At 64.7% G+C, this 24,434-nt stretch carries 26 protein-coding genes; 9 read left to right on the forward strand and 17 right to left on the reverse strand.

Annotation, left to right across the window (positions count from 1 at the left end; genetic code table 11):
• Positions 1-26 precede the first annotated feature (26 nt).
• From MXAZACID_RS05430 to lepB, 7 genes are all read right to left on the reverse strand, one after another.
• A complete protein-coding gene (locus MXAZACID_RS05430; RefSeq protein ID WP_008493135.1) occupies positions 27-785 on the reverse strand; it encodes an NAD kinase in 759 nt (252 codons plus the stop codon).
• Positions 782-1,612, reverse strand: coding sequence for a carbon-nitrogen hydrolase family protein (locus tag MXAZACID_RS05435; RefSeq protein WP_039884747.1), 831 nt, complete (start codon positions 1,610-1,612; stop codon positions 782-784). Before MXAZACID_RS05435 ends, MXAZACID_RS05430 begins: the two co-directional genes overlap by 4 nt.
• A complete protein-coding gene (locus MXAZACID_RS05440; protein ID WP_168118393.1) occupies positions 1,603-2,379 on the reverse strand; it encodes a bifunctional 2-polyprenyl-6-hydroxyphenol methylase/3-demethylubiquinol 3-O-methyltransferase UbiG in 777 nt (258 codons plus the stop codon). Before MXAZACID_RS05440 ends, MXAZACID_RS05435 begins: the two co-directional genes overlap by 10 nt.
• A gap of 91 nt (positions 2,380-2,470) precedes the next feature.
• Positions 2,471-3,904: a hypothetical protein gene (locus MXAZACID_RS05445; RefSeq protein WP_039884749.1), complete on the reverse strand. Its 1,434-nt coding sequence runs from the start codon at positions 3,902-3,904 to the stop codon at positions 2,471-2,473.
• A 225-nt stretch (positions 3,905-4,129) separates the two neighbouring features.
• Positions 4,130-5,023, reverse strand: coding sequence for a GTPase Era (gene era, locus MXAZACID_RS05450; protein WP_008493141.1), 894 nt, complete (start codon positions 5,021-5,023; stop codon positions 4,130-4,132).
• On the reverse strand, positions 5,020-5,691 hold the full coding sequence (rnc, locus tag MXAZACID_RS05455) for a ribonuclease III (protein ID WP_008493142.1): 672 nt from the start codon (positions 5,689-5,691) through the stop codon (positions 5,020-5,022). Before rnc ends, era begins: the two co-directional genes overlap by 4 nt.
• Positions 5,688-6,452, reverse strand: coding sequence for a signal peptidase I (lepB, locus tag MXAZACID_RS05460; RefSeq protein ID WP_008493143.1), 765 nt, complete (start codon positions 6,450-6,452; stop codon positions 5,688-5,690). The genes rnc and lepB overlap by 4 nt, the downstream gene beginning before the upstream one ends.
• 171 nt (positions 6,453-6,623) lie before the next feature.
• On the opposite strand from lepB, the gene MXAZACID_RS05465 reads away from it, so the two are divergent.
• Positions 6,624-7,883: a D-alanyl-D-alanine carboxypeptidase family protein gene (locus tag MXAZACID_RS05465; protein ID WP_144052659.1), complete on the forward strand. Its 1,260-nt coding sequence runs from the start codon at positions 6,624-6,626 to the stop codon at positions 7,881-7,883.
• Positions 7,880-8,134, forward strand: coding sequence for a DUF3297 family protein (locus tag MXAZACID_RS05470; RefSeq protein ID WP_008493145.1), 255 nt, complete (start codon positions 7,880-7,882; stop codon positions 8,132-8,134). The genes MXAZACID_RS05465 and MXAZACID_RS05470 overlap by 4 nt, the downstream gene beginning before the upstream one ends.
• 136 nt (positions 8,135-8,270) lie before the next feature.
• Here MXAZACID_RS05470 and MXAZACID_RS05475 read toward each other — a convergent pair whose 3' ends face one another.
• From MXAZACID_RS05475 to MXAZACID_RS05515, 9 genes are all read right to left on the reverse strand, one after another.
• Positions 8,271-9,179, reverse strand: coding sequence for a hydrogen peroxide-inducible genes activator (locus MXAZACID_RS05475; RefSeq protein ID WP_008493146.1), 909 nt, complete (start codon positions 9,177-9,179; stop codon positions 8,271-8,273).
• 7 nt (positions 9,180-9,186) lie between these two features.
• Positions 9,187-10,767: an alkyl hydroperoxide reductase subunit F gene (gene ahpF / locus MXAZACID_RS05480; protein WP_008493148.1), complete on the reverse strand. Its 1,581-nt coding sequence runs from the start codon at positions 10,765-10,767 to the stop codon at positions 9,187-9,189.
• Positions 10,768-10,886: 119 nt separating this feature from the next.
• Positions 10,887-11,450, reverse strand: coding sequence for an alkyl hydroperoxide reductase subunit C (gene ahpC / locus MXAZACID_RS05485; RefSeq protein ID WP_008493149.1), 564 nt, complete (start codon positions 11,448-11,450; stop codon positions 10,887-10,889).
• Positions 11,451-11,663: 213 nt separating this feature from the next.
• Positions 11,664-12,446: a succinate dehydrogenase iron-sulfur subunit gene (locus tag MXAZACID_RS05490; protein WP_008493150.1), complete on the reverse strand. Its 783-nt coding sequence runs from the start codon at positions 12,444-12,446 to the stop codon at positions 11,664-11,666.
• 15 nt (positions 12,447-12,461) lie between these two features.
• Positions 12,462-14,276, reverse strand: coding sequence for a succinate dehydrogenase flavoprotein subunit (gene sdhA, locus MXAZACID_RS05495; RefSeq protein WP_008493151.1), 1,815 nt, complete (start codon positions 14,274-14,276; stop codon positions 12,462-12,464).
• A 12-nt stretch (positions 14,277-14,288) separates the two neighbouring features.
• On the reverse strand, positions 14,289-14,696 hold the full coding sequence (gene sdhD / locus MXAZACID_RS05500) for a succinate dehydrogenase, hydrophobic membrane anchor protein (RefSeq protein WP_008493152.1): 408 nt from the start codon (positions 14,694-14,696) through the stop codon (positions 14,289-14,291).
• A gap of 5 nt (positions 14,697-14,701) precedes the next feature.
• Positions 14,702-15,139 (reverse strand): succinate dehydrogenase, cytochrome b556 subunit, encoded by a 438-nt coding sequence (gene sdhC / locus MXAZACID_RS05505; protein WP_008493153.1) that lies wholly within the window; start codon positions 15,137-15,139, stop codon positions 14,702-14,704.
• Positions 15,140-15,238: 99 nt separating this feature from the next.
• Entirely contained in the window at positions 15,239-15,907 is a 669-nt protein-coding gene (locus MXAZACID_RS05510; RefSeq protein ID WP_051060197.1) for a methyltransferase, read from the reverse strand.
• Complete coding sequence (locus MXAZACID_RS05515) at positions 15,891-16,151, reverse strand: accessory factor UbiK family protein (protein ID WP_008493155.1); 261 nt, start codon at positions 16,149-16,151, stop codon at positions 15,891-15,893. The genes MXAZACID_RS05510 and MXAZACID_RS05515 overlap by 17 nt, the downstream gene beginning before the upstream one ends.
• Before the next feature lie 46 nt (positions 16,152-16,197).
• On the opposite strand from MXAZACID_RS05515, the gene rfaD reads away from it, so the two are divergent.
• From rfaD to MXAZACID_RS05540, 5 genes are read left to right on the forward strand one after another with little or no spacing between them, the layout of a single operon-like run.
• Positions 16,198-17,181 carry an ADP-glyceromanno-heptose 6-epimerase gene (gene rfaD, locus MXAZACID_RS05520; RefSeq protein WP_008493156.1) on the forward strand — a complete coding sequence of 328 codons (984 nt, stop codon included), beginning with the start codon at positions 16,198-16,200 and terminating at the stop codon, positions 17,179-17,181.
• The gene (gene lgt / locus MXAZACID_RS05525) at positions 17,178-18,035 is read left to right on the forward strand and encodes a prolipoprotein diacylglyceryl transferase (protein ID WP_008493157.1); all 858 of its coding nucleotides are present in this window, start codon (positions 17,178-17,180) and stop codon (positions 18,033-18,035) included. The genes rfaD and lgt overlap by 4 nt, the downstream gene beginning before the upstream one ends.
• A gap of 23 nt (positions 18,036-18,058) precedes the next feature.
• Positions 18,059-18,952, forward strand: a complete 894-nt coding sequence (locus MXAZACID_RS05530) for a class I SAM-dependent methyltransferase (RefSeq protein ID WP_035178909.1) — start codon at positions 18,059-18,061, stop codon at positions 18,950-18,952.
• On the forward strand, positions 18,949-19,686 hold the full coding sequence (gene pgeF / locus MXAZACID_RS05535; RefSeq protein WP_008493159.1) for a peptidoglycan editing factor PgeF: 738 nt from the start codon (positions 18,949-18,951) through the stop codon (positions 19,684-19,686). Before MXAZACID_RS05530 ends, pgeF begins: the two co-directional genes overlap by 4 nt.
• Entirely contained in the window at positions 19,683-20,570 is an 888-nt protein-coding gene (locus tag MXAZACID_RS05540) for a hypothetical protein (RefSeq protein WP_144052661.1), read from the forward strand. The genes pgeF and MXAZACID_RS05540 overlap by 4 nt, the downstream gene beginning before the upstream one ends.
• A gap of 124 nt (positions 20,571-20,694) precedes the next feature.
• Here the strand turns inward: MXAZACID_RS05540 and MXAZACID_RS05545 are convergent, their stop codons facing one another.
• Positions 20,695-21,357, reverse strand: a complete 663-nt coding sequence (locus MXAZACID_RS05545; protein WP_039885026.1) for a tyrosine-protein phosphatase — start codon at positions 21,355-21,357, stop codon at positions 20,695-20,697.
• Positions 21,358-21,421: 64 nt separating this feature from the next.
• Here MXAZACID_RS05545 and MXAZACID_RS05550 point away from each other — a divergent pair, with 64 nt between their 5' ends.
• Together MXAZACID_RS05550 and MXAZACID_RS05555 are read left to right on the forward strand one after the other, a co-directional pair.
• A complete protein-coding gene (locus tag MXAZACID_RS05550) occupies positions 21,422-23,179 on the forward strand; it encodes an ABC transporter ATP-binding protein (protein ID WP_008493162.1) in 1,758 nt (585 codons plus the stop codon).
• Positions 23,180-23,188: 9 nt separating this feature from the next.
• A complete protein-coding gene (locus MXAZACID_RS05555; RefSeq protein ID WP_008493163.1) occupies positions 23,189-24,331 on the forward strand; it encodes an MFS transporter in 1,143 nt (380 codons plus the stop codon).
• The last annotated feature ends 103 nt before the right edge of the window (positions 24,332-24,434 follow it).

Consider the following 24,434-nt stretch of genomic DNA (forward strand, 5'->3'; position numbering starts at 1 on the left):
AAACGGCGTCTACGATCCCGCTCGCGTCAGACCGTGAATTGCTCGGTGATGATGCGTTCCGAAAGTGCCCGGTCCGGGTCGAACAGCACCGTGGCACCCACGCTGCGATCCTCATGCACCGCCACAGAAATCACATCCCGCACCTCGGTGAAATCCGCCACCGCCGCCACAGGGCGTTTTTCCGGCTCCAGCACTTCGAACAGCACATCCACCGTGGCCGGCAGCAGCGCGCCGCGCCAGCGCCTGGGACGGAAGGCGGAGATGGGTGTCAGCGGCAGCAGATTGGCCGAAAGCGGGACGATCGGCCCATGCGCGGAGAGGTTATAGGCGGTGGAGCCGGCGGGGGTGGAGATCAGCACCCCATCGCAGATCAGCTCCGCCAGGCGCTCGCGCTGATCCACCGAGATACGGATCTTCGCCGCCTGGCGCCCCTGGCGCAGCAGCGAGACCTCGTTCAGCGCCATCGCCTCTTCCACCACGCCGGAGGCGGTGACCGCATGCATGCGCAGCGGGTGCAGCAGCGAGGGCTGCGCTCGGCCGATGCGCGCCGCCAGATCATCCTCGTGATATTCGTTCATCATGAAGCCGACCGAGCCGCAATTCATGCCATAGACCGGCATGGAGCTGCCCAGCACCTGATGCAGGCATTCCAGCATCAGCCCGTCCCCGCCCAGCGCGACGATGACATCGGCCGCTTTCACCTCATGGTCGCCATAGAGCCCTTGCAGCCGCGCGCGCGCGGCCCGGGCCCCCTCCGTCTGCGCGGCGATGAAAGCGAGCTTCATGCGAGCTTGCGATGCGCGAGCACGGGCATGTTGGCGCGGGTGCGCGCGGTCAGCTCATGGTCGATCCGCGCGCTGGCGAAGCCCAGCCCGTCGGAGGCTTTGGCGACGACATGCCCCCAGGGATCGATGATCATCGAATGGCCATAGGTATAACGCGGCTCGCCACCGGCATCGTGATGCACGCCGGTACAGGCGGCGGCGGCGACCCAGCATTGCGTCTCGATCGCCCGGGCGCGCAGCAGCACCTCCCAATGGTCCTTGCCGGTCTGCAAGGTGAAGGCGGCGGGCAGCAGGATGATTTCCGCCCCCTGGCGGCGCAGCGCCAGGAACAATTCGGCAAAGCGCAGATCATAGCAGATCGCGACGCCGATCCTCACACCCTGCATCTCGAAGGTGACGACCTCCTCGCCGGCGCCGTAGGTGGCGCTCTCCCGGTAGCCCTCGCCATTCGGGGTGACGATGTCGAACAGATGGATCTTGCGGTAGCGGGCCAGCTCCTCGCCTTGGGGGTTGAACACCAGCGAGGTGTTGAACAGCTTTTCCCCGGCCAACTCGCCGATCGAGCCGCCATGCACATGGATGTTGTTCTCCACCGCCATGGCGCGCAGGAATTCATAAGCCTCGCCCCCCTGCCCGCCTGGGGCCGGGAGCGGCTCGGCAGCGGCGAATTTCTGCGCCCGGTCGCCGCCCAGGCAGGTCCAGATCTCCGGCAGCACCACCAGATCCGGCTGCTCCGCCGCCATTGCCGCCTCGATCAAGGCACGGGCCTGGGCGATGTTCTGCGCCTTATCCGCCTGCGGCGACATTTGAATGACGGCTATGCGCATTTCAGCACCTCCTGCTCCGACCGGGCGACTTCCCCGGGTATGGGCTCAACGATCGTTAGCAGCGACAAACCAAACGGCAAACTCATACGGCCGACCAATTTAGCCTCAAAGCCGAAGATATGAGTAAGCAGGGTATTCAATATAACGCCTGGCGGCGTGCGCCCCAAAGAACTCTTGCGGCCCGGCAGCTTATCGATGATCCGTGCTATACAGGCCAAAGGCAGCAAAGCGCTGTTCATGAAGCCGAACATACGCGGCTGCAGCCCCGCCTGCTGCAACAACCCCCGCAGTTGCGCGGCGCCATAGCGGCGCTTATGGTGGAGCTGGAGGTCATGCGGCCCATACAGGAACTGGTAGGCGGGAACCGTGATCACCGCCTTGCCGCGAGGGACGAGTAGCGAGGCCACGCGCCGCAGCGTGCCCAAATCATCCTCAACATGCTCAAGCACATCGAGCAGACAGACCAGATCGAAACGCTGATCAGTGAAGGGAATATCGTCCGGCAATGCGCCGGCGAACAAAGCGACCTTCTCAGGACGGCGGCTGGCATAATCCCGCGCCGCCTCGTCACGTTCAACCGCCGTCACATGCCCGAATTGGCTGAGCATGGAAAAATTACCGCCGGTTCCGGACCCAAGCTCCAGAATCCGGGCTTCAGACGGGAAGTTCAGGCTTCGAATGACCGCGTCGAGCACATGTCGACGCCCCACGAACCACCAATGCGCCTCCTCCAGCGCCGCCATTTCATCGTAAGCCTCGCGTTCCAAGGGCACTCCACCAGGTTCATCGCGTCTTCGCTTTACCGGGCAAACAAAGCATTTGTAGGTCGTTACGTCCATTGCTGGACGGGCAGCCAGCTCATTGCGGGTTTGGCGAGGGCGCCGTGTAGAGGCTCACCCCATCCACCTGCCGCGCTGGCCAGCCCCAGCCGGCAATGCCGGCCGCCAGCCGCGGATCGGTGCCGGGCACAACGATGACATCCTGCACACCGCTGGCCAGGGCGTAGGCTTTCAGATCAGCCAGTGTGTCAGGGCCGATCATGTCAAAAAACAGCTTCATCAAAACGCCATCCGCCTGCACCCGGGCCGGCGGAAACACCAGATAGCCGCCGACCTGCGAATAGCTGAAGCCGCTGGTCACCTGCCAGTACATCGAAGGGCTCTTGATTCCCCAGGGCAAAACCAGCACCCGTCGATCGGGGCCGAGATATTGCATGATTTCGGTCTTGTTGAAGAAGCGCTGGACCGGAATCGCCTCTACTGGGGCGGGAGCCGGCCATAGCCACATAACCGCCAGCCCGGCCGCCAACCAGCGCCACCGTGAGGTGGTTCCAGCCAGCCATAAAGCCGTGAACAATCCGGCCAGCAAAAACGCATAAACCATCATCCGCGCCGGCAAGGCTTTGTTAAGCAAAGGCAGGCTGAGCATAATCCGCCACGGGAGAATCAGGAAGGTTGGGCTGCTATGAATCACCAGCACCGGCCCCAGGCTCAGCAACATTGTGCAAAGAAATACCCAGCGCGCAAAGCCGCTGGCCCGGCGCAGATAGCGCCAGACGATGAACATCATTGGCAAACCGAGATAGCCTGTCTGCTCACCCCAGGTGCCGCCGAAATAGCTCGTGAGCGGCATGAACGCATGGCCACCAAGCCAAGTTGTGAAGGTCGGGAAGAAGAAATTGAGCGGGTCGATCGAGAAAAACTCCGGCCACATTTTTGGCAACGCCAGATCATGCGGCCGGCCAAACATCGCCCATAGCAGCGGCGCCAATAGAAGCAGCGTCAACGGTGCCGCCAACATCACATCCTGCGCCAAAAGCCAAAGCCGCTTGCGCCAATCCGGCAGGCGCCACCAGGCCAACAGCCATGCCAGGGCCGCCATCAAGCAGCTTGTAGCCAAGAGCTCTATCGCGATTCCCGCCTGCGCCGCCAGCAACAGCGCCAGCGCCACAACCGTGCCGCGCCGCTTCCCCTGGCCCTGCATTCGCCGCAGCGCCACCAGCACCAGCAAGGGCAGCAGCGCCGTCCATTCCAGGTTTAAATGCTCGTTGATATGCGCCGCAGTATAGCTAGAAAAACCAAACACCCATCCGCCAACCAGAGCAGCCCCCGGCTTGCGGCACAAATGCAGGCACAGCGCATAGGCGCTCAGGGCCGCGCAGGCGGGCGCTGCGACCATCAGCGCATCATACGCCGCGAGCGGCCCAAACAAAGCCGTGATCGGGTAGGCCAACAATGCCAGCACCGGCACGCTGGTCGTCCAACCGAGATTGAGGCCGCCTGGTTGCCACAAGAGATGCGTAAAGAGTGGATCGAGGTGGTGACTGATCGCATAGGGCCACCAGGCGAAGAACCACACATAAATATATGGGTCAGCTCCAACGCCCAGCACGTCCTGGTGCAAATCCGTCCCATGCCAGCTCACCACCAGCGCGCTGGCGAGATAGGCGGCCAGAGCCAGGGCGTGCCAAGCCCAGCGCGTCCGCCCCCTGCCCTCGCCGATGGTCCTCAGAACGCCTCAGCCACGCGGCAGATCGAGCCCGGCGGCGCGGATGCGCGCGGCTTCCTCGTCCCAGCCCGGCCGTTCGACCACGCGCAGGAACAGATCCACCTTCACCTCCATCAGCCGTTCCAGCTCTTGGCGCGCCCGGCTGCCGATCTCCTTGATCCGGGTGCCCTTGGCGCCGATCAAAATCGCCTTATGCCCCTCGCGGGCGACATAGATCACCGCATCGATGCGGATGGAGCCGTTGCGCTGCTCCTTGAAGCTCTCAGTCTCCACCGTGGCGCCGTAGGGCACCTCGTCGCGGGTCTGCAGGAAAATCTGCTCGCGCACGATTTCGGCCGCGAGCTGGCGGTCCGGCAGGTCCGTCATCTCATCCTCGGGATAGAGATACGGGCTCTCTGGCATCTGCGCCACGCAATAATCCAATAGCGCCTCGATCCCGTCGCCGCTCTGCGCGGAGATCATGAAGACCTCCTCGAACTTCGCCATCGCCGCCGCCGCCTGCGCCATCGGCAACAGCTCCTGGCGGTCGATCAGATCGATCTTGTTGAGCACCAGCGAGAGTCGCGCGCCGGTCTCGGCCAGCTTGGCGGCGATGTCGCGCACGCCTTCGGTGAGGCCATGCTTGGCATCCACCAGCAGGAAGCGCAGATCCGCCTCGCCGGCGCCGTTCCAGGCGGCTTCCACCATCGCCTTGTCCAGCCGGCGCTTGGGCGCGAAAATGCCCGGCGTATCGACGAAGATCAGCTGCGTCTCGTCACGCACCAGGATGCCCAGCACCCGCGCCCGGGTGGTCTGCGCCTTCGGGCTGACGATGGAAACCTTCGCCCCGGTCAGCCGGTTGAGAAGGGTGGATTTGCCGGCATTGGGGGCGCCGATGAGCGCGATGAAGCCGCATTTGGTCATTTTGGTAACTGTCCTAATAAAAGCCGCGCCGCCTCTTGTTCGGCGGCGCGCTTGGCGCCCGCTTGCGCAGTGGCGCTTTCAACGCCTACACTCACCCGTACCACGAAAAGCGGCGCGTGCGAGGGGCCGGATTGCTCCAGCGTTTCGTAAAGCGGCAAAATCTGGCCGCGCTTGAGCGCCCATTCCTGCAGCGCGGTCTTCGGGTCCTTTGGCGGGGCCGCTTGCGCCTCCACGACATCTTCCAGCACGCGATGCACAAAGGCGCGCGCGGCTTCCAGCCCGGCATCGAGATAGAGCGCGCCGATCATCGCCTCCACCGCATCCGCCAGCACGTTGGGCTGGGTGCTCACCCCGCGCTTGGCCTCGCCCGGTGCCACATTGAGCATGGCGCCGACATTATGCGCCTCCGCCACCGCCGCCAGCGCCGGCTTGGAGACCAGAGCCGCCAGGCGCGGGCCGAGCTTGCCCTCCTGCTCATTGGGAAAGCGCTCGCTCAGCCATTCCGCGACGATCAGCCCCAGCACCCGGTCGCCGATGAATTCCAGCCGCTCATTCGAGCCGACCCCCTTCGCCCCGGCGGCGGAGCGATGGGTCAGCGCCTCGCTCAGCAGCGCGGGCCGGGAGAACTCATGTCCCAGAAAGGCGGCGGCGATTTCCGTGCGGGTCACTTGATGCCGTGCAGCATCCGGCCCCAGCGGATCTCAAACGGCCATTGCCAGATCTGCCAGAACGGGTGCCGCAAATCGATAGAGAAGAAGATGATCTCCGCCGGGCCGATGACATTCTCCACCGGCACATAGCCGACCGGCCCGTCCATGAAGCGCGAATCCTCGGAATTATCCCGGTTATCGCCCATCATGAAGAGATCGCCCGGCGGCACGGTATAGAGCGGGGTGTTATTGGGATCGACCCCGCCTTCATTCTCCGGCGCGTTGGTCACTTTCAGGATGGCATGGGTAACGCCGCCCGGCAGGGTTTCCTGGTAATCCTTGGTCACCACCGGCGCGCCCGACGAGGTGTCGGTATAATCACCGACAAAGGTCCGCGGGACTTCCTTGCCGTTGATATAGAGCTGCCCGGCGATCATCTGCACCGTATCGCCGGGCAGGCCGATCACGCGCTTGATGTAATCCTCATCCGGGGCGCCGGGCGGGCGGAACACCACCACGGTGCCGCGCTTGGGCATCCGCCCGAAAATCCGGCCCTTGAACCAGTCCGGCGCGAAGGGCAGCGAATAATGCGAGTAGCCATAGGCGAATTTATCGACGACCAGATAGTCACCGACCAGCAGCGTCGGCACCATCGAGCCGGACGGGATGTAAAAAGGTTCGAACAGGAAGGTGTGGATGCCCACCGCGATCAACCCGGCATAGACGACCGTTTTGATGAATTCGCCCAGACCGCCTGATTCTTTGCCGCGCCGTGCCATGAAACCCTTTTCCCGCAAGATTGGCGCTTCAAACAAGCGCCACGCCGCTTGTCAAGAAACGCCGGTCTGATGCGGCGCGGTTACAAGCCGTTAACGCGCGACGCCTTGCGCGGCGCGGCGGTTCGGGTGCAGACAGGCCCCGCCCCAATAAGCCTGGAGTGTGGATCGCCTATGCTGAGACTGTCTGGCCTGTCATGTGCCACCCTTGCCATCGCTTTGGCCGCCGCCTCGCCGGTTCTGGCGAAGACGCAACATGCCGCCACGGCCGCCGATTCGGGCGCCAATGGCGATACCGGGAAGATCGGCGCCACCGCCGCGCCCACCGGCCCGGCGCCCACGCCCGACAGCCCGATCGCCGACAAGAACACCCCGCAGCCGCCGGCGCTGCCGGACATGACCTCCTATGTGCTGATGGACGCCAAGACCGGCGCCATCATCGCCGAGGCCGCGCCGCATCTGCAGGTGCCCCCTGCCAGCCTGACCAAGCTGATGACCGCGCATCTGGTCTTTCAGGCCATCCATCATGGCAGCCTGAAGCTGGACCAGACCGTGCCGGTCTCGGTCGATGCCTGGCACCAGCAGGGCTCCACCATGTTCATCCAGCCCAGCTCCGTGGTGAATGTGGACCAGCTGCTGCATGGCCTCATCATCGTCTCCGGCAATGACGCCGCCACCGCGCTGGCCGAGGAGGTTGCCGGCTCCACCGGCGCCTTCGTGCAGATGATGAACGACACGGCCCGCAAGCTGGACATGACCGACACCAACTACACCAACCCGACCGGCCTGCCCGACCCGGCGCTGCGCACCTCCTCCATGGATGTCGCCAAGCTGTCGCGCGCGATTCTGCAGGACGAGCCGGAGATCCTCGATATCTCCAAGGAGCAGAGCTACACCTATGGCGGCATCACCCAGCGCAGCTGGAACCCGGTGCTGTTCAAGGACCCCACGGTGGACGGGCTGAAGACCGGCCTGACCCGCGAGGCCGGCCATTGCATCGATGCCACCGCCAAGCGCGGCGATATGAGGTTCATCGCCGTCGTCACCGGTGGCCCCACCTGGGGTGAGAGCACCGCGGCGGTGGAGAGCCTGCTGGATTATGGCCAGCGCTTCTTCACCGACATGCAGATCGCCAGCGCCAACCAGCCGATCGACACGCTGAAGAGCGAGGCTTTGAATAGCGGCCAGGTCGCTGTCGGCACCGCGCAGGATCTCGTGCTGACGGTGCCGGTGGACGCGCAGAAGGCGATCACCCACAGCATCACCTACACCGCCGACCTGACGCCCGGCGTGAAGAAAGGCGAGACGCTGGGTACGGTGACGTACAGCGCCAATGGCAAGGAACTGGCGAGCGCGCCGGTGATCGCCCTGGCGGATTCTCCGCCGGCGAGCTTCATCACCAAACTGAAAAACAAGATACGGAAAATGCTATGACCGACTCCCCGCCCGACCGCCTGAGCATCGATCAGGACAGCAAATTCTTCAATGAGGCGATTCTGGAGCGCGGTATCGGCATTCGCTTCAATGGCGTCGAGAAGAATAATGTCGAGGAATATTGCATCTCCGAGGGCTGGGTGCGGGTTGCCGCCGGCAAGGCGGTGGACCGCAAGGGCAAGCCCCTGACGGTGAAGCTCAAGGGCAGCGTGGAGGCGTATTTCCGCGAAGAGCCCAAGGCCGAAGGGTAAAAAGTTTTTTGGTGCCGCTTTTTTTACAAAAAAAGCGGCGAAGAACGTTCGGGGCTTTGGCAAACACATGCCAAAGCCCCGAACGTTTCGTGGCCCTTTTTGAAAAAAAGGGCCACACCCCAAAAACTTTTGCTCCCTAAATACAAGCCTCGGCGATGACCGGGGCCAAGGCGCGATATTCCGGCGCGCGCGGGCTGCCTTCCCGCCAGGCCAGCGCCAGGCTGCGCCACCCGCTGCCGCCTTCCAATTTGCGCAGCTCCACCCCGGTGCCCTTGGCCAGCCCCGCCCGCACCGCCAGCTCCGGCACCAAGGTCACCCCCAGGCCGCCCGCCACCATCTGAATCAAGGTGTGCAATGACGTTGCGGCAAAACGCTGCTGCACGCGCTCGCGCCCCAGCCCGGCGCCGCACACCGCCAGCATCTGGTCGCGCAGGCAATGCCCATCCTCCAGCAGCAGAAATTGCTCCGCCGCCAGGTCCGCCGGGGTGAGCGAAGCCCGCGCCGCCAGCACATGGCCGGGCGGCAGCGCCACCAGGAACTCATCGCGCGCCAACATCAGCGTCTCCGCACCCGCGCAAGCACAAGGCTCGGCCAGGATCAGCAGATCCAGCATCCCGGCATCCAGCTGCTCCAGCAACCGCTCGGTCTGGTCCTCGCGCAGGAACAGCTTCAGCGCCTGGTAGCGCTCGCGCAGCTGCGGCATCAGCCGGGGCAGCAGAAACGGCCCGACGGTCGGAATCACTCCCAGCCGCAACGGGCCGGACATCGGGGCCCGCGCCGCATCCGCCGTCTCCGCCACCGTCGCCAGCGCGGCCAGGGCCGCCCGCGCCTTCGCCACCAGCTCCAGCCCCAGCGGGGTGAAAACCGGATGCTTGGATGCGGAACGATCCAGGATCGAGGCACCGAGCGAACGCTCCAGCGCCAGGATGCCAGCGGAGAGGGTGGATTGCGAGACCGCGCAGGCCGAGGCCGCGCGGCCGAAATGCCCTGTCTCCGCCAGCATCACCAGATAGCGCAGCTGCTGCGGGCTCGGCAGATAGGCCATGACGGCTTTATTCGGCCGCCACCGCCACCTCAGGCGCCAGACGGATCAAATAATCGAATGCGGACAAAGCCGCCTTCGCCCCTTCCCCGGCGGCGATGATGATCTGCTTATAGGGCACGATGGTCGCATCCCCCGCCGCGAACACCCCGGCCAGCGAGGTCTCGCCGCGCACATCGATCTCGATCTCACCGCGCGATGTCAGCGCCAGCGCGCCCTTCAGCCATTCCGTGTTCGGCACCAGCCCGATCTGCACGAAGATGCCGTCCAGCGCCAGCCGATGCACCTCGCCGCTCTTGCGATCCTCATAGGACAGGCCAACAACCTTCTCGCCATCGCCATGCACTTCGGTGGTCTTGGCGGAGGTGATGATGCTGGCATTCGGCAGGCTCTTCAGCTTCGCCTGCAGCACCGCATCGGCACGCAACTGGCCATCGAACTCGATCAGCGTGACATGGCTGACCAGCCCGGCCAGATCGATCGCCGCTTCCACCCCGGAATTACCACCGCCGATCACCGCGACGCGCTTGCCCTTGAACAAGGGACCATCGCAATGCGGGCAATAAGCCACACCCTTGTTGCGGTATTCCGCCTCGCCGGGCACGTTCATCGTGCGCCAGCGCGCGCCGGGGGCGAGCACCAGAGATTTCGATTTCACCGAGGCGCCGCTTGCGAGTTTCACCTCGAACAGGCCGCCTTTATGCGCCGGCGGAACAATCGCGGAGGCAAGCTGCCCCTTCATGATGTCCACCTCATAATCGCGCGTATGCTGCTCAAGTGCTGCCGCCAGTTTGGGGCCTTCGGTATGCGGCACAGAGATGAAATTCTCAATCGCCATCGTATCCAGCACCTGGCCGCCAAAGCGCTCCGCCAGCAGGCCGGTGCGAATCCCCTTGCGCGCCGCATAGATCGCCGCCGCCGCGCCGGCCGGGCCGGCACCCACCACCAACACCTCGAACGGCTCCTTGGCGGAGAGATTGGCCGCCTCGCGCGCCACCGCCCCGCTATCCAGCTTGGCGATGATCTGCTCGATCTCCATGCGGCCTTGGCCGAAAGCCTCGCCGTTGAGCTTGATCGTCGGCACCGCCATCACCTTCTCGGCCTTCACCTCATCCTGGAAGGCCGCGCCATCGACGGCGACATGGGTGATGCCGGGGTTGAGGATGGCGAGCAGGTTCAGCGCCTGCACCACATCCGGGCAGTTCTGGCAGGATTGCGAGAAATAGGTGGTGAAGTGAAACTCGCCGTTGATCTCCTTGATCTGCGCGATCACTTCCGGCGCGATCTTCGGCGGGTACCCGCCGGTCTGCAGCAGGGCCAGCACGAGCGAGGTGAATTCATGGCCCATCGGCAAGCCGGCGAAGCGCACGCCGCGCGCCGCACCCGCTTTGCGGATTTCGAAGGAGGGCACCCGCGCATCGGCGCCATCCAGCTTCAGCGTGATCTTCTCGCTCTGCGCGGAGATATCCTCCAGCAGGCCGCGCATTTCCTTTGACAGCGCGCCGTCATCGAGCGACGCCACCAGTTCGATCGGCTCCGGCATCCGGGCGAGATAGGTCTTCAACTGGCCTTTGAGGCTGTCGTCCAACATGGGGTGCTCCATTGCTTCGAGACTAAAGGCGCGTGGGCCGGGATCATCCGCACAGCCGCGCGTCGCCTGAATAATTTTTGGGTGCCCCCGCCGGAAGCCCGGCGGGGGCGGGTCAACAATCAGATCTTGCCGACGAGGTCGAGCGACGGGGCAAGCGTCTTTTCGCCTTCCTGCCACTTGGCCGGGCAGACCTCACCGGGGTGGGCGGCGACATATTGCGCGGCCTTGACCTTGCGCAGCAGCTCCTTGGCGTCGCGGCCAATGCCACCGGCGGTGATCTCGACGATCTGGATCTTGCCCTCGGGGTCGATCACGAAGGTGCCGCGATCAGCCAGGCCGGCCTCCTCGATCAGCACGTCGAAATTGCGCGAGATCACATGGGTCGGGTCGCCCACCATCGGGTAATCGATCTTGTTGATCGCGTCCGAGCTGTCGTGCCAGGCCTTGTGGGAGAAATGCGTGTCGGTGGAAACCGCGTAGATCTCAACGCCCAGATTTTTGAACTCGACATAATTGTCGGCCAGGTCTTCCAGCTCGGTCGGGCAGACGAAGGTGAAATCAGCCGGGTAGAAGAACACCACAGACCACTTCCCCTTGAGGTCGGCATCGCTCACGGTGATGAATTTGCCACCATGGAAGGCCTGGGCGGTGAAGGGTTTCACTTCGGTGTTGATCAGAGACATACTTAGCTCCTTTTGGGTTTGCTGCATCGCAACGTGAGCTATGTAGACATAAATCTCTTATCCAGGAAATTGATTTTATGTGACGCGATGATCGAGTGGATCGATCATCGGGAATAAGACCAAGGCCGGATGCCCCGCTCCCCAAAAACTTTTGCAAACAAAAAGGCCCGGCTTGTGGCCGGGCCTTTGCTCTCCTGGACGGTGTTCTAACTCTTACGCCTGGCGTTCCAGCATCAGCTGCTTGATCTTGCCGATCGCCTTGGCCGGGTTCAGACCCTTCGGGCAGGTCTGGGTGCAGTTCATGATCGTGTGGCAGCGATACAGCTTGAACGGATCCTCCAGCGCATCCAGACGCTTGCCGGTCGCCTCGTCGCGGCTATCCGCGATCCAGCGATAAGCCTGCAGCAACACGGCCGGGCCGAGATAACGGTCGCCATTCCACCAATAGCTCGGGCAGGAGGTGGAGCAGCAGAAGCACAGAATACACTCCCACAGACCATCCAGCTCGGCGCGCTCTTCTTTGGACTGCAAGCGCTCCTCATCCGGCGGGGCCGGTGTGTCGGACTGCAGCCAGGGTTCGATCGAGCGCAGCTGCGCGTAAGGCTGGGAGAGATCCGGCACCAGATCCTTCACCACCGGCATATGCGGCAGCGGGGTGATCTTCACATCGCCCTTCACCTCCGCGATCGGCTTCAGGCAGGCCAGGGTGTTGGTGCCGTCGATGTTCATCGCGCAGGAGCCGCAAATGCCTTCGCGGCAGGAGCGGCGGAAGGTCAGCGAGCTGTCGATCTCGTTCTTGATCTTGATGATCGCGTCGAGCACCATCGGCCCGCATTTATCGAGATCCACCTCATAGGTGTCCATCACCGGGTTTTTCCCGTCATCCGGGTTCCAGCGATAGACCTGGAAGGATTTCACCCGCTTGGCACCAGCCTCGGCCTTGTAGGTCTTGCCGGTGCCGATCTTGGAATTCGCGGGAAGCTTGAATTCAGCCATCTTCCTGATCTCCCCTTAGTAAACGCGCTTCTTCGGCGGGAACACGGACACCTCGTTGGTGAGGGTCTGCATCTTCACCGGGCGGTAGCTCAGCGCCACCTTGCCGTCATCTGCCACATACGCGACCGTATGCTTCATCCATTCATGGTCGTCGCGCTCGGGGAAATCGTCATGCGCCTGGGCGCCACGGCTCTCCTTGCGGGCTTCGGCGCCAACCATGGTGGCCACCGCATTGCCCATGAGGTTCTGCAGCTCCAGCGCCTCCATGAGGTCGGAGTTCCAGATCAGGGACGCGTCCTGAACCTTCATGTCGGACATGCCGGCCCAGAGCTTCTCCATCTTGTCGACACCCTCGGTGAGCGACTTGGAGTTGCGGAACACCGCGGCGTGGGACTGCATGGTCCGCTGCAGCTGGTCGCGCAGTTCCGCCACCTTGGTGCCGCCCTTGGCGTAGCGGGTGGCATCGAAGCGGGCCAGCGAGGCCTCGCCAGCGCCGGCCGGCAGGTTCGGCTGCGCGGCGCCGGGCTTGATCGTCGCGGCGGCGCGATGCCCGGCGGCACGGCCGAACACCACCAGATCCAGCAGCGAGTTGGTGCCCAGACGGTTGGCGCCATGCACGGACACACAGGCTGCCTCGCCCACAGCCATCAGGCCGGGTACCACCGCATCGGGGTTCTCAGGCGTCGGGCGCAGCACTTCGGCGTGATAGTTCGTCGGGATACCGCCCATGTTGTAATGCACGGTCGGCAGCACCGGGATGGCTTCCTTGGTCACATCCACCCCGGCGAACACGCGCGCGGTTTCGGAAATGCCCGGCAGGCGCTCATGCAGAATGTCGGCGCCGAGATGCTCGAGATGCAGCAGGATATGGTCCTTGTTCGGACCCACGCCGCGGCCTTCATTGATCTCGATGGTCATCGAGCGGGAGACCACGTCGCGCGAGGCCAGATCCTTGGCGGACGGCGCATAGCGCTCCATGAAGCGCTCGCCCTCGGAGTTGGTGAGATAGCCGCCCTCGCCGCGCGCGCCCTCGGTGATCAGGCAGCCAGCCGGGAAAATGCCGGTCGGGTGGAACTGCACGAACTCCATGTCCTGAACCGCCAGCCCGGCGCGCAGCGCCATGCCGCCGCCATCACCGGTGCAGGTATGGGCGGAGGTGCAGGAGAGATAGGCGCGGCCATAGCCGCCGGTGGCCAGCACCACGGTCTGGGCGCGGAAGCGGTGCATGCTGCCATCTTCCAGGCACCAGGCCATCACGCCACGGCAAGCCCCTTCCTCGTCCATGATCAGGTCGAGCGCAAAATATTCCACGAAGAACTCGACCTCGTGCTTCAGGCTCTGCTGATAGAGCGTGTGCAGCATGGCGTGGCCGGTGCGGTCAGCGGCGGCGCAGGCGCGCATCGCCGGCTCGCCATTGCCGTAATCCTGCATATGGCCGCCGAAGGGGCGCTGATAGATCTTGCCGTCCTCGGTGCGCGAGAAGGGCATGCCGAAATGCTCCAGCTCGCGAATCGCGGGCACCGCCTCGCGGCAGAGATATTCGATGGCATCCTGGTCGCCCAGCCAGTCGGACCCCTTCACGGTGTCATACATGTGCCAGCGCCAATCATCCGCGCCCATATTGGCCAAAGCGGCGGAAATGCCGCCCTGCGCCGCCACGGTGTGCGAGCGGGTGGGGAAGACCTTGGTGATGCAGGCGGTCTTCAGACCGGCGGCACCCATGCCCAAAGTGGTCCGCAGCCCCGAGCCGCCGGCGCCGACGACCACGACATCGTACGTATGGTCAATGATGTTATACGCCCCGAAAGAGGGCTTGCTGATCGCGTTCATATTACGCCTCGTTCAGGAAAGGGCGAGCTTAAGGACGGAAACGGCGGAGGCCAGGGCCAGGAAGATGATGATGCCTTTCAGCACCATGACCATCAGCAACCGCTTGGCCTCGTTCGGCACATAATCCTCGACCACCACCTGCAGCCCCATCGAGAGATGGTAGAACATGATGATGATGAGGGCGAGGAACAGCGCGCTGTTCCAGGGCTCGGCCATGTAAGCGTGCATGGCGTGGGCGTCAGCGCCCAGCAGCATGATCACCGAGACCACGAAATAGAGCGAGAGCGGCAGCAGCGCCACGGAGGTGACGCGCTCCGCCCACCAATGGGCGGCGCCATGCTTGGCGGAACCAAGGCCACGCGCCCGGCCCAGCTGGCTGCGGCGCATGGTGATCGAGGGGGATTTGTCTTGCGTGCTCATATCTCTCACCACACCAGAAGGGCAACGACCCAGAACAGCACGGTGAGGGCCACCGTGCCCGCGAACACCAGCTTGCCGTTGCGGTGCATGTCCGGCAGCTCGAAGCCCTTGCCCGAATCCCAGGCCAGATGGCGGATGCCGTTGCAGAAATGGTAAAACAGCGCCACGGTGAAGCCGAACAGGATCAGCATGCCGATCCAGGAGGCCCAGATCGCCTGAATGATCGAAAAGGCCCCATCACCGGAGGCGGCGCAGACCAGCCACAGCGTCATCAAAATCGTCCCGGCACCCAGCGCGCACCCGGTGATGCGATGCAGGATGGAGGAGAGCGACGACATCTGGAAGCGATAGGCGCTGCCCAGCATAAAGGGAGAAACTGGCCGGCGGACCAGCTTACCCTCGGAATTGCGCCCTATCATCAGGGCTTCGCGGACATCCTTCATGGGAACCTTTCTCTCAGGTCAGTGCAGCCATATTATGTTGCAGGTGCTTAGTCCCCATGAATGGGGCGGTCAACGATTCGGAACGAAACTCTGCTCTGTTCAATCCAGACCAGAGGAAATCGCGTATAAACAAACCTGTCTTGTGGTCGAATCTTCCAATTCCAGGCTGGTCGGCACCTCAAAACGCGCCAAAATCTCACCTGGATCGGCCGGACGGTAGCGCCGTCCAGGGTCGGCGAGCAGAACTATCTTGCATTTTGCCAAGCCACGCAGCCAGGGCATGATCGTCGCCGCCATCGCGCTTTCGTAACATATATCCCCGGCGATGATCACGTCCCAATCGCCCGCCTGCCCCACCACATTGCCGGGGCTGAGGCTGATCTCCACCCCGTTCAACGCCGCGTTCAGGGTAATCGCCGCCTGCGCCATCGGGTCGATCTCGGCGGCTTCCACACTTTGCGCGCCCGCCAGCGCGGCGGCGATGCCGGCCAGCCCGGAGCCAGCGGCGAAATCCAGCACCCGCTTGCCCCGCACCAGCTCCGGATGCTGCATTATATACAGTGCCAACGCCTCCGAGCCGGGCCAGGCGAAGGCCCAGTAAGGCGGGGCGATATTCTGTTCGGCGAGAAACGCCTCCGTCGCCTGCCAGAGCGGCGTCAGCGCGCTGGCCAGATAAAGCCGGATCTCAGGCACCAACGCCGCCCGCCCGATCGCGAGCTGGGCGGTGATGAAGCCCTCCGGCGCCACCTCTTTAAGGCTCGGCGCCATCCTTGCCGGCCAGCTCAAGTGCCGCGACGCGTTTCTCCAGCGCATCCGCCTGCTCGCGGGCACGGCGGGCCAGCTCGGCCATCGCGTCGAACTCGTCGCGCCGGACCAGATCCATCCGCCGCAGCGCCTCTTCCACCCGCGCCTTGGCCAGCGCCGACATTTCCTCGCGCAAACCCGCCAGGGCGGAGATCGCGCCGCCCGCCACGCCGGCCAGATCGTCAAAAATTTTCGGTCGTTCAATCATCTGCGGGGCCTTCCAGCTTGTCCTGCTTGTCCATATAACCCGGGGCATGATTTTGGTCACGGGCGGGTCGGGTTTCATCGGCTCCAATCTCAACGCGGCGCTCGCCGCCGACGGGCAGGAGGTCGCCATCGCCGACTGGCTGGGCCAGGAAGGGCAGAAATGGCGCAATCTCTACCATAACCCGCCCGCCCATGTGGTGGCGCCGGAGGCGCTGGAGGCGTGGCTCGGCAGCAACCCGCGTCTCTCCGCCATTGTGCATATGGGCGCCATCTCCGAGACCACGGCGCGCGATGCGGATCTGGTCTGGCGCAGCAATGTCAGCTTGAGCCAGATGCTGTGGAATTGGTGCGCGCGGCATGGCGTGCGTTTCATCTATGCCTCCTCCGCCGCCACCTATGGTGATGGCGCGCAGGGCTTCAGCGACGATAACGACCTCGCCGCGATGGCCCGGCTGCGTCCGCTTAATCTCTATGGCTGGAGCAAGCTCGCCTTCGATCTCTGGGCGCTGCGGCAGGTCGCCGCCCACCGCCCCGCCCCGCCGGCCTGGGCCGGGGTGAAATTCTTCAATGTCTATGGCCCGAATGAATATCACAAGGGCAAGATGATCTCGGTGGTGAAGGTCAAGCATGACGAGATCATCGCCGGCGGCCCCGCGCGTTTATTCAAATCGGATCGCCCGGAGCTGGCGGACGGCGCCCAGAGCCGGGATTTCATCCATGTGGACGATGTGGTGGCGGGGCTGAAATTCCTGCTCACCACCCCTTCCCTCGCCGGCATCTATAATCTCGGCACCGGGACGGCGCGCACCTATGCGGACCTGGCCCGCGCCGTCTGCGCCGCCAACGGGGTGGAAGAGCGGATCGAATATGTCGACATGCCGCAGGCGCTGCGCGGGCAGTATCAATCCTTCACCGAGGCGCCGATGCAGCGGATGCGCGCGCTGGGCTTCAATCATCAATTCATCTCTTTGGAAGCGGGCGTTACCGCCTATATCCAGAACCATCTATTGAAGGCCGATCCCTATAAATGAGCCACCCGATCATTCTGCCGGTCTTCCCCAAAGGGTTCCATATCGGCCCGCTTTTCATCCATTATTACGCCCTGGCCTATATTGTCGGGCTGCTGCTGGGCTGGCGGCTGGTGCGGCGCATGGTGGCCCGCCCGCCGGTGGCGGCCAGCGGGCTGCATGTGGATGATTTCCTCACCTGGGCGGTGCTCGGCGTCATCCTTGGCGGGCGCATCGGCTATGTTCTGTTCTACCAGCCGGTTTATTTCTTTACCCATCCACTGGCGATCCCGGAAGTCTGGGATGGCGGGATGAGCTTTCATGGCGGCTTCCTCGGCGTCACCGTGGCGATTCTCAGCTTCTGCTGGAAGCACGGGCTGAACCCGTTCCGCTTTGCCGACCGCATCGCCGTGGCGGTGCCGATCGGGCTGTTCCTCGGGCGCTGCGCGAATTTCGTCAATGGTGAGCTCTGGGGCCGCGCCGCCCCGCCGGGCTTCCCGCTGGCGATGGTCTATCCCGCCGACCCGTATCAGCTGGCGCGCTACCCTTCGGAGCTGATCGAGGCCTCGCTGGAAGGCATCACGCTGTTCATCATCATGCTGTGCTTCGCCAACTCCTTGCGCATCCGCACCCGCACCGGCACGCTCACCGGCATCTTCCTGGTCGGGTACGGGCTGGCACGGATCACCGGCGAGTGCTTCCGCGAGCCGGACCCGTTCCTGGGATTCCTGCCCTTCGGCACCACGATGGGGCAGCTGCTTTCCATCCCGATGGTGATTGCCGGGCTGATCTTCCTGTATTTCGCCCGCCCGGCGCGGGAAACCATCCTGCGCGAACCCACAGCTTCCAGCCCCAAAACGCCTGACCTCAAAGCGTGAGCGCGCAGCGTTTCGACCACTTCATGGCGGCGGCCAACGCCGCCTATTACGCCAAGGGCCGCTTCGGCCAGGATTTCGTCACCGCGCCGGAGCTGACCCAGGTGTTCGGCGAGCTGCTCGGCGCCTGGGCGAAAGTGGTCTGGCAGCTGATGGGCGCGCCGGAGGGCATCATGCTGGCCGAAGCCGGCCCCGGGCGCGGCGTGCTGATGGCCGATGCGCTGCGGGTATGGCCCGCGCCTTCGGTGCATTTCATCGAAACCTCGCCGGCCTTGCGCGCCGAACAGGCCGCCCGCGTGCCCCATGCGCACTGGCATGACAGCTTAGCCGACATCCCCAACGGCCCGCTGATTTTGCTCGCCAATGAATTCCTGGACGCGCTGCCGGTGCGCCAGTTCATCCGCCGCGAAACCGGCTGGATGGAGCGCTATGTGGCGGACGGCGCCTATGCCGAACACCCCACCCACTACGCCCTGCCGGACGATCCCATCGGCAGCGTGCGCGAGGTGAATGAGCCGGCTTTGGACTTCGTGCGGGCTTTGTCGGCCCGCGGCGGCGTCGGGCTGTTCATCGATTACGGCCCGGCGGAGAGTGCCGCCGGGGAGAGCGTGCAGGCCATCCGTGACGGCGCCTATGCCGACCCGCTGGCCGCGCCGGGCGAGGCCGATCTCACCGCCCATGTCGATTTCGGCGCGCTGAAACGCGCTGTCCCGTCCCAGGGCCCGGTGAAGCAGAATCATTTCCTCACCTCGCTCGGCCTCTATCAGCGCAGCGACCGCCTGGCCCAGCGCCATCCGGAGAAGGCGATGGATCTGCGCCTGACCGTGCAGCGCTTGACGGCGCCGGAGGCGATGGGCAGCCTGTTCAAGGTGCTGGCAATCTGTCCGCCCGACCTGCCGACTTTGCCAGGATTCGCATGACCGATTTCATTACGGCCGATCTGCCCGCCCGGCACGGGTTCTTCACCCGCCATGGCGGCGTCTCCACCGGCCACTATGCCACCCTGAATGCCAGCTTCTCGTCCGATGACGCCGATGCCGTGCGGGAAAACCGCCGCCGCATCGCTGAAGCCATGGGGGTGGAGCGTGACGCGCTGCTGGGGCTGAAACAGGTGCACGGGGCTTTGGTGGCAAATGTCACTACGCCCTGGGCCGAAGGCGACGGCCCGAGCGCGGATGCGCTGGTCACCGCCCTGCCCGGTCTGGCTCTGGGCATTATCACCGCCGATTGCGCGCCGGTGCTGTTTTATGGCGATAATGGCACTGTCGGCGCCGCGCATGCCGGCTGGCGCGGCGCGCTGGCCGGGGTACTGGAAGCGACCGTGATGGCGCTGCGGGGTCTCGGTGCGGTCCGCGTGCAGGCCGCCATCGGCCCCTGCATCCATCAACCCAGCTACGAGGTGGGCGAGGATATGCGTGCCGCCGTGCTGGATGAATCCCGTGCCGCCGCCAGTTTCTTCACCGCCGGCCGCCCAGGCCATTTCTGGTTCGACCTGCCCGGCTATTGCGCCGCGCGTCTGGCCCGGGCGGGTGTCACCGCCGAAATCCTGCCGCACGATACCTGCGCGGATGAGGTGAATTTCTTTTCCTATCGCCGCAAGACCTTGCGGCAGGCGCCCGCCACGGGCCATCAGCTTTCGGTCATATGCTCATGAAACGCGCCTCCCTTCTCCTCGCTCTCGCTTTGGCCGGATGCGGCACGCTGCCCGAACCGTTCTATGGCAATCCCGGCCCGGCCGGCGCCCGGCTTTCGATCCCGCCGGCCCCGGTGCTGTTCGTGCCCGCGCCCGGCCAAGCCCTGCTGGGCGACGATGCGGCCCAGCTCTACGCCAAGGACCTCGCCACCGAGCTGGCGGATTATGACGTGCCGAGCGTCGCCGGCCCGGCGCAGACGCTGAACTGGCATCTTGATGTCACCGCCAAGCTGGAGGGTGCGAGCGTGGTGCCCGCCTATGCGGTGGTCGGGCCGGACAAGAAGATCTACGGGCACCAGACCGGCGCGCCGGTCTCCGCCCAGGGCTGGTCGAACGGCGATCCCGGGACGCTGGACGCGGCGGCGAAGGCGGCGGCACCGGGCCTGTCCAAGCTGATGGCCGGGATCAATGCCGATATTCAGCAGAGCAATCCGCAATCGCTGGAAAACCGCACGCCGCGCATCTTCATCGCCGGCGTCACCGGCGCGCCGGGCGATGGCGACACCGCGCTGCCGACCGATCTGGCGCACGCCCTGCCCGGCCCCGATCTGATCCTGGTGAAGGACAAGAAAACCGCCGATTTCACCGTCACCGGCACGGTCAAGGCGACCCCGGCGGGCCAGGGCGAGGATGAGGTGCAGCTGACCTGGGTGGTGCGGGATGTGAATGACCGGGTGATCGGCCAGGTCACGCAGATCCATGCGCTGAAGCCCTCGGACATGGCGCCTTATTGGGGCGATGTCGCGGCGGCGGCGACGCAGGAGGCGGCGGGTGGCATCCAGAACGTGGTGCAGAATGAAATTTTGAAGAAGGCCACCAAGCCCAGCGCAGCGCCAAAAAACTAAAAGTTTTTGGGGTGCGGCCCTTTTTTCAAAAAGGGCCGTAAAACGTTTGGGGTTGTGGCACCGCAATTGCCCCACGTCGCGGTCTTTCGCAGCTTTTTGAAAAAAGCTGCACCAAAAACTTTTGCTATTCTCTCCCCAGAATCTTCCCGTTGATAAACTCCGCCACCTGCCCGGCCTTGAACGCCGCCCGCAGCTCGGCCTCGTCATAATCCTCGCGCACCCAGTCCAGGAATGGCTTGCGCCCCTCGCCCGTGCGCCGATAAAGCTCAAAGAAGGCGTCCAAAATCCCGGTCTTGGACTGCTTGATATGGCCAAAGCGCAGCGAGAGCTGCCCCATCGCCTGCCCCACCGTGCCACCTTTGATCAGAATGAACAGCCCCGCCGCCAGCCCCGCCCGGTCCGCGCCGGATTTGCAATGGATCAGCGCCGGCCCGCGCATGGTCTCGACAATCTGGGCCAGCCGCAAAATCCGGTCCTTATGCGGGGCGCCACGGGACTCGAAAGCCATGTCGTAGAAATCCAGCCCCAGCCGGCGCGCTTCCTCGCGCGAGAGCGCATCGGAGCCGTTCTTCGCCTGGCCGCGCAGATTGATCAGGCTCTTCAGCCCCACCTTCTCCTTGAACCGGCGCAGATTGCCCGGGGTTGGGTGATTGGAGCGATACAGCACACCCGGCACCACCGGCGCGAAATTGGTCCAGAAGATGCGCAGAAAGGCGTGGTCGACAAACAGCGCATCCACCCAGGCATTGCGCCGGCCATGGGGGGTGGAAAGGTCGCCCTTGTAGATCGTGTCCATGCCCGGGCTGTAGCGCATTTTTCCGCCGGCCCAAACTGTGCTTAACCACGCCGCCATGAGCAAAGCCCCGATTTCCGCCGCCAACGCCTCCACCATTGCCCTGGTCCGCCGGCTCTGGCGCGAGCATGTGCGGCATTTCAAGGGCCGGATCGCGCTGATCGTCGCCGCCACGCTGGCGCTTTCGGCCACCACCGCGCTCTACCCGATCATCATCAAATGGGCGTTCGACCTGTTCGCGGACAAGGATAAGCGCATCCTCTACCAGGTGCCGCTGATGGTGCTGGCCGTCACCGCCGTGAAGGGCAGCTCGATGTACCTGCAGGCGGTGATGACGCAGGACATGGTGCTGCTGGTCATCCGCCGGCTGCAGGTTTCCATGTTCGGCCATCTCACCAACGCCGCCCTGGCGCGGGTGGAACGCGAGGCCCCGGCCCAGCTCGCCACACGCTTCACCACCGATGCCACCGTGATCCGCGATGCGATGACCCGCGCGGTGAACGCGGTGGCGGATGCCACCACCGTCGTCGGGCTCGTGGTCTCGATGTTCGTGATCGATTGGCAGCTCAGCCTGATCTCCGCCTTCATCTACCCGCTGGCGGCGATGCCGATCGACCGCATCGGCCGGCGCATGCGCCGCGCCTCCGGCGGCATGCAGGCGCAGCTGGGCGAGGCGGCGGCCATCCTGAATGAAAGCTTCGCCCAGGCCCGCACCGTGCGCGCCTACGGGCTGGAAGAGATCGAGCAGCAGCGCGCCGAGGCCACCTTCACCGGGCTCTACCGCGCGCTGATCCGCATGACCCGCGTGCGCGCCCGGCTGGACCCGATCCTGGAAGTGCTGGCCGGCGTGGCGGTGGCGCTGGTCATCGGCTTCGAGGGCTGGCGCAATGCCACCGGCGGGGCCGGCATTGGCAGCTTCATGGGCTTCATGTCCGCCTTGCTGATCATGTCCCGCCCGCTGCGCGCTTTGGGGACGATGAATGCCGCCATCCAGGAAGGGCTGGCGGGAATGATCCGGGTGTTCGATGTGATCGACGAACCCGCCGCCATCGCCGATGCCCCAGGCGCGGTGGCGCTGCCCGCCGGCCCTGGCGAAGTGCGCTTCCGGCAAATCGGCTTTGCCTATCCGGATGGGCGCATCGGCCTGAAATCACTGGATTTCACCGCCGCACCCGGCAAGATGCTGGCCCTGGTCGGGGCCTCGGGTGCCGGCAAATCCACGGCTTTGGCGCTGATCCCGCGCCTTTACACCCCCTCAGCGGGCGAAATCCTGGTGGATGGCGCGGATATCTCCCACGTCACCCTCACCTCTTTGCGCGGCGCCATCGCTTATGTCGGCCAGGAAGCGCTTTTGTTCGATGACAGCATCGAGGCGAATATCCGCCTCGGCCGCCCAGGTGCCAGCGATGCGGAGGTGGCCCAGGCCGCCGAGGCCGCCGCTTGTGGCTTCATCAAGGACATGCCGGAGGGTTTCAAAACCCGTGTCGGGGTGAACGGCCAGCGCCTCTCCGGCGGGCAGCGCCAGCGCGTCTCCATCGCCCGGGCCATCCTGCGCAACCCCCGCATCCTGCTGCTGGACGAAGCCACCAGCGCGCTGGACACCGAGAGCGAGGCGCTGGTGCAGGCCGCCCTGGCGCGGCTGCGCGCCGGGCGCACCACCATCGTCGTGGCACACCGCCTCTCCACCGTTCGCGATGCCGACCAGATCGTGGTGATGGCCGACGGCCAGGCGGTGGAAACCGGCACGCATGAGGATCTGCTCGCCCAGAACGGTGCCTTCGCCCGGCTGGTGCGGGCGCAGGCCCTGGCGGCGTAAGAGCCCGGCATGAACGCGGCGCTGCGTCTCTCCATCGCCATTGCCGGGGCGTTTTTCTCGGCTGGTGCCTATTGGATGTTCCTGCCGCTGCTCTCGGTGGCGCTGCGGGCCAAGGGGGTGGATGATTTCTGGGTGGGCATCATCTCGGCCCTGCCCTGGGTCGGGCTGCTCGCGGTTTCCGGCTTTGTGCCGCGTGTCACCCGCAAGCTCGGGCTGCAGCGCATGGTGCTCACCGGGGTTTGCATCACCATCTTCGTGTTTCTGGGCTTCGCCGCCACCGGCAAGGTGTGGGTCTGGAGCCTGCTCTGCCTGGTGATGGGCGGCGCGGTGGCGCTGCGCTGGGCCGGGCTGGACACCTGGATGAACGGCTCCTTTCCGGCGCATCTGCGCGGGCGCCTCACGGGGGTGTACGAACTGATCCTGGGCTGCTCGATGGCGCTCGGCCCGGCTCTGGTCGCCATTGCCGGCAACCAGGGCGCGCTACCCTTCCTGTTCGGTGCCGGGGTGACGGCGTTCGCCGCCTGCCTGCTGCTGCTGGCCGGACGCGAAGCCAGCGCGGAGGATGAGGACGAGGATACACCTGCCCGCCAGCGCGACATTCTGCGCCATCAGCGCCCGGCCTTCATCGGCATCTTCCTGGTGGGCTTCACCGAGGCCTGCAATCTCTCTTTGCTGCCGCTTTATGGTCTCTCGGACGGGTTTTCCGTGCATCTCTCCGCCTTGATGGCGGCGGCGGTGCAGGCGGGCGCGGCGGCGGGCGCCATCGGGCTCGGCGTGCTGGCCGACCATATGGACCGCAATAAATTGCGCGACGCCACGGCGATCATCATGGCGATCATGCCGCTGGGGCTGGCGTTGCCGCTGCACCAGGGCCTGTGGCCGTGGCTGTTCGTCTGGGGCATGGCGCAGGGCGGGATGTTCACGCTGGGCATCGTGTTCCTGGCCTCGCGCTATGCCGGGCTGGGGCTGGCCAGCGCGATGTCGCTGTCGATGGTGGTGTACACGCTGGGCGGCATCGCCGGCCCGCCGCTGCTGGGCTTGTGCATGAGCATATTGGGGGCCACCGGCTTCGCGCTGGGGCTGGCGCTGGTGGCGGTGGTCGGGCTGGTGGCGCTGCTGCGGGCGGGGGCCAGCCAGCAACATCTGGCCTGAAGTTATAAAAGTTTTTTGGTGCCGCTTTTTTTCAAAAAAGCGGCGAAGAGGCCGGGGCGTGTGCCACGGCGTTGCCAACACCCCAGGCCTTCGTGGGGACTTT

Origin of the sequence: Acidocella sp. MX-AZ02 (assembly GCF_000306035.1) — a bacterium.
Classification (GTDB): domain Bacteria; phylum Pseudomonadota; class Alphaproteobacteria; order Acetobacterales; family Acetobacteraceae; genus Acidocella; species Acidocella facilis.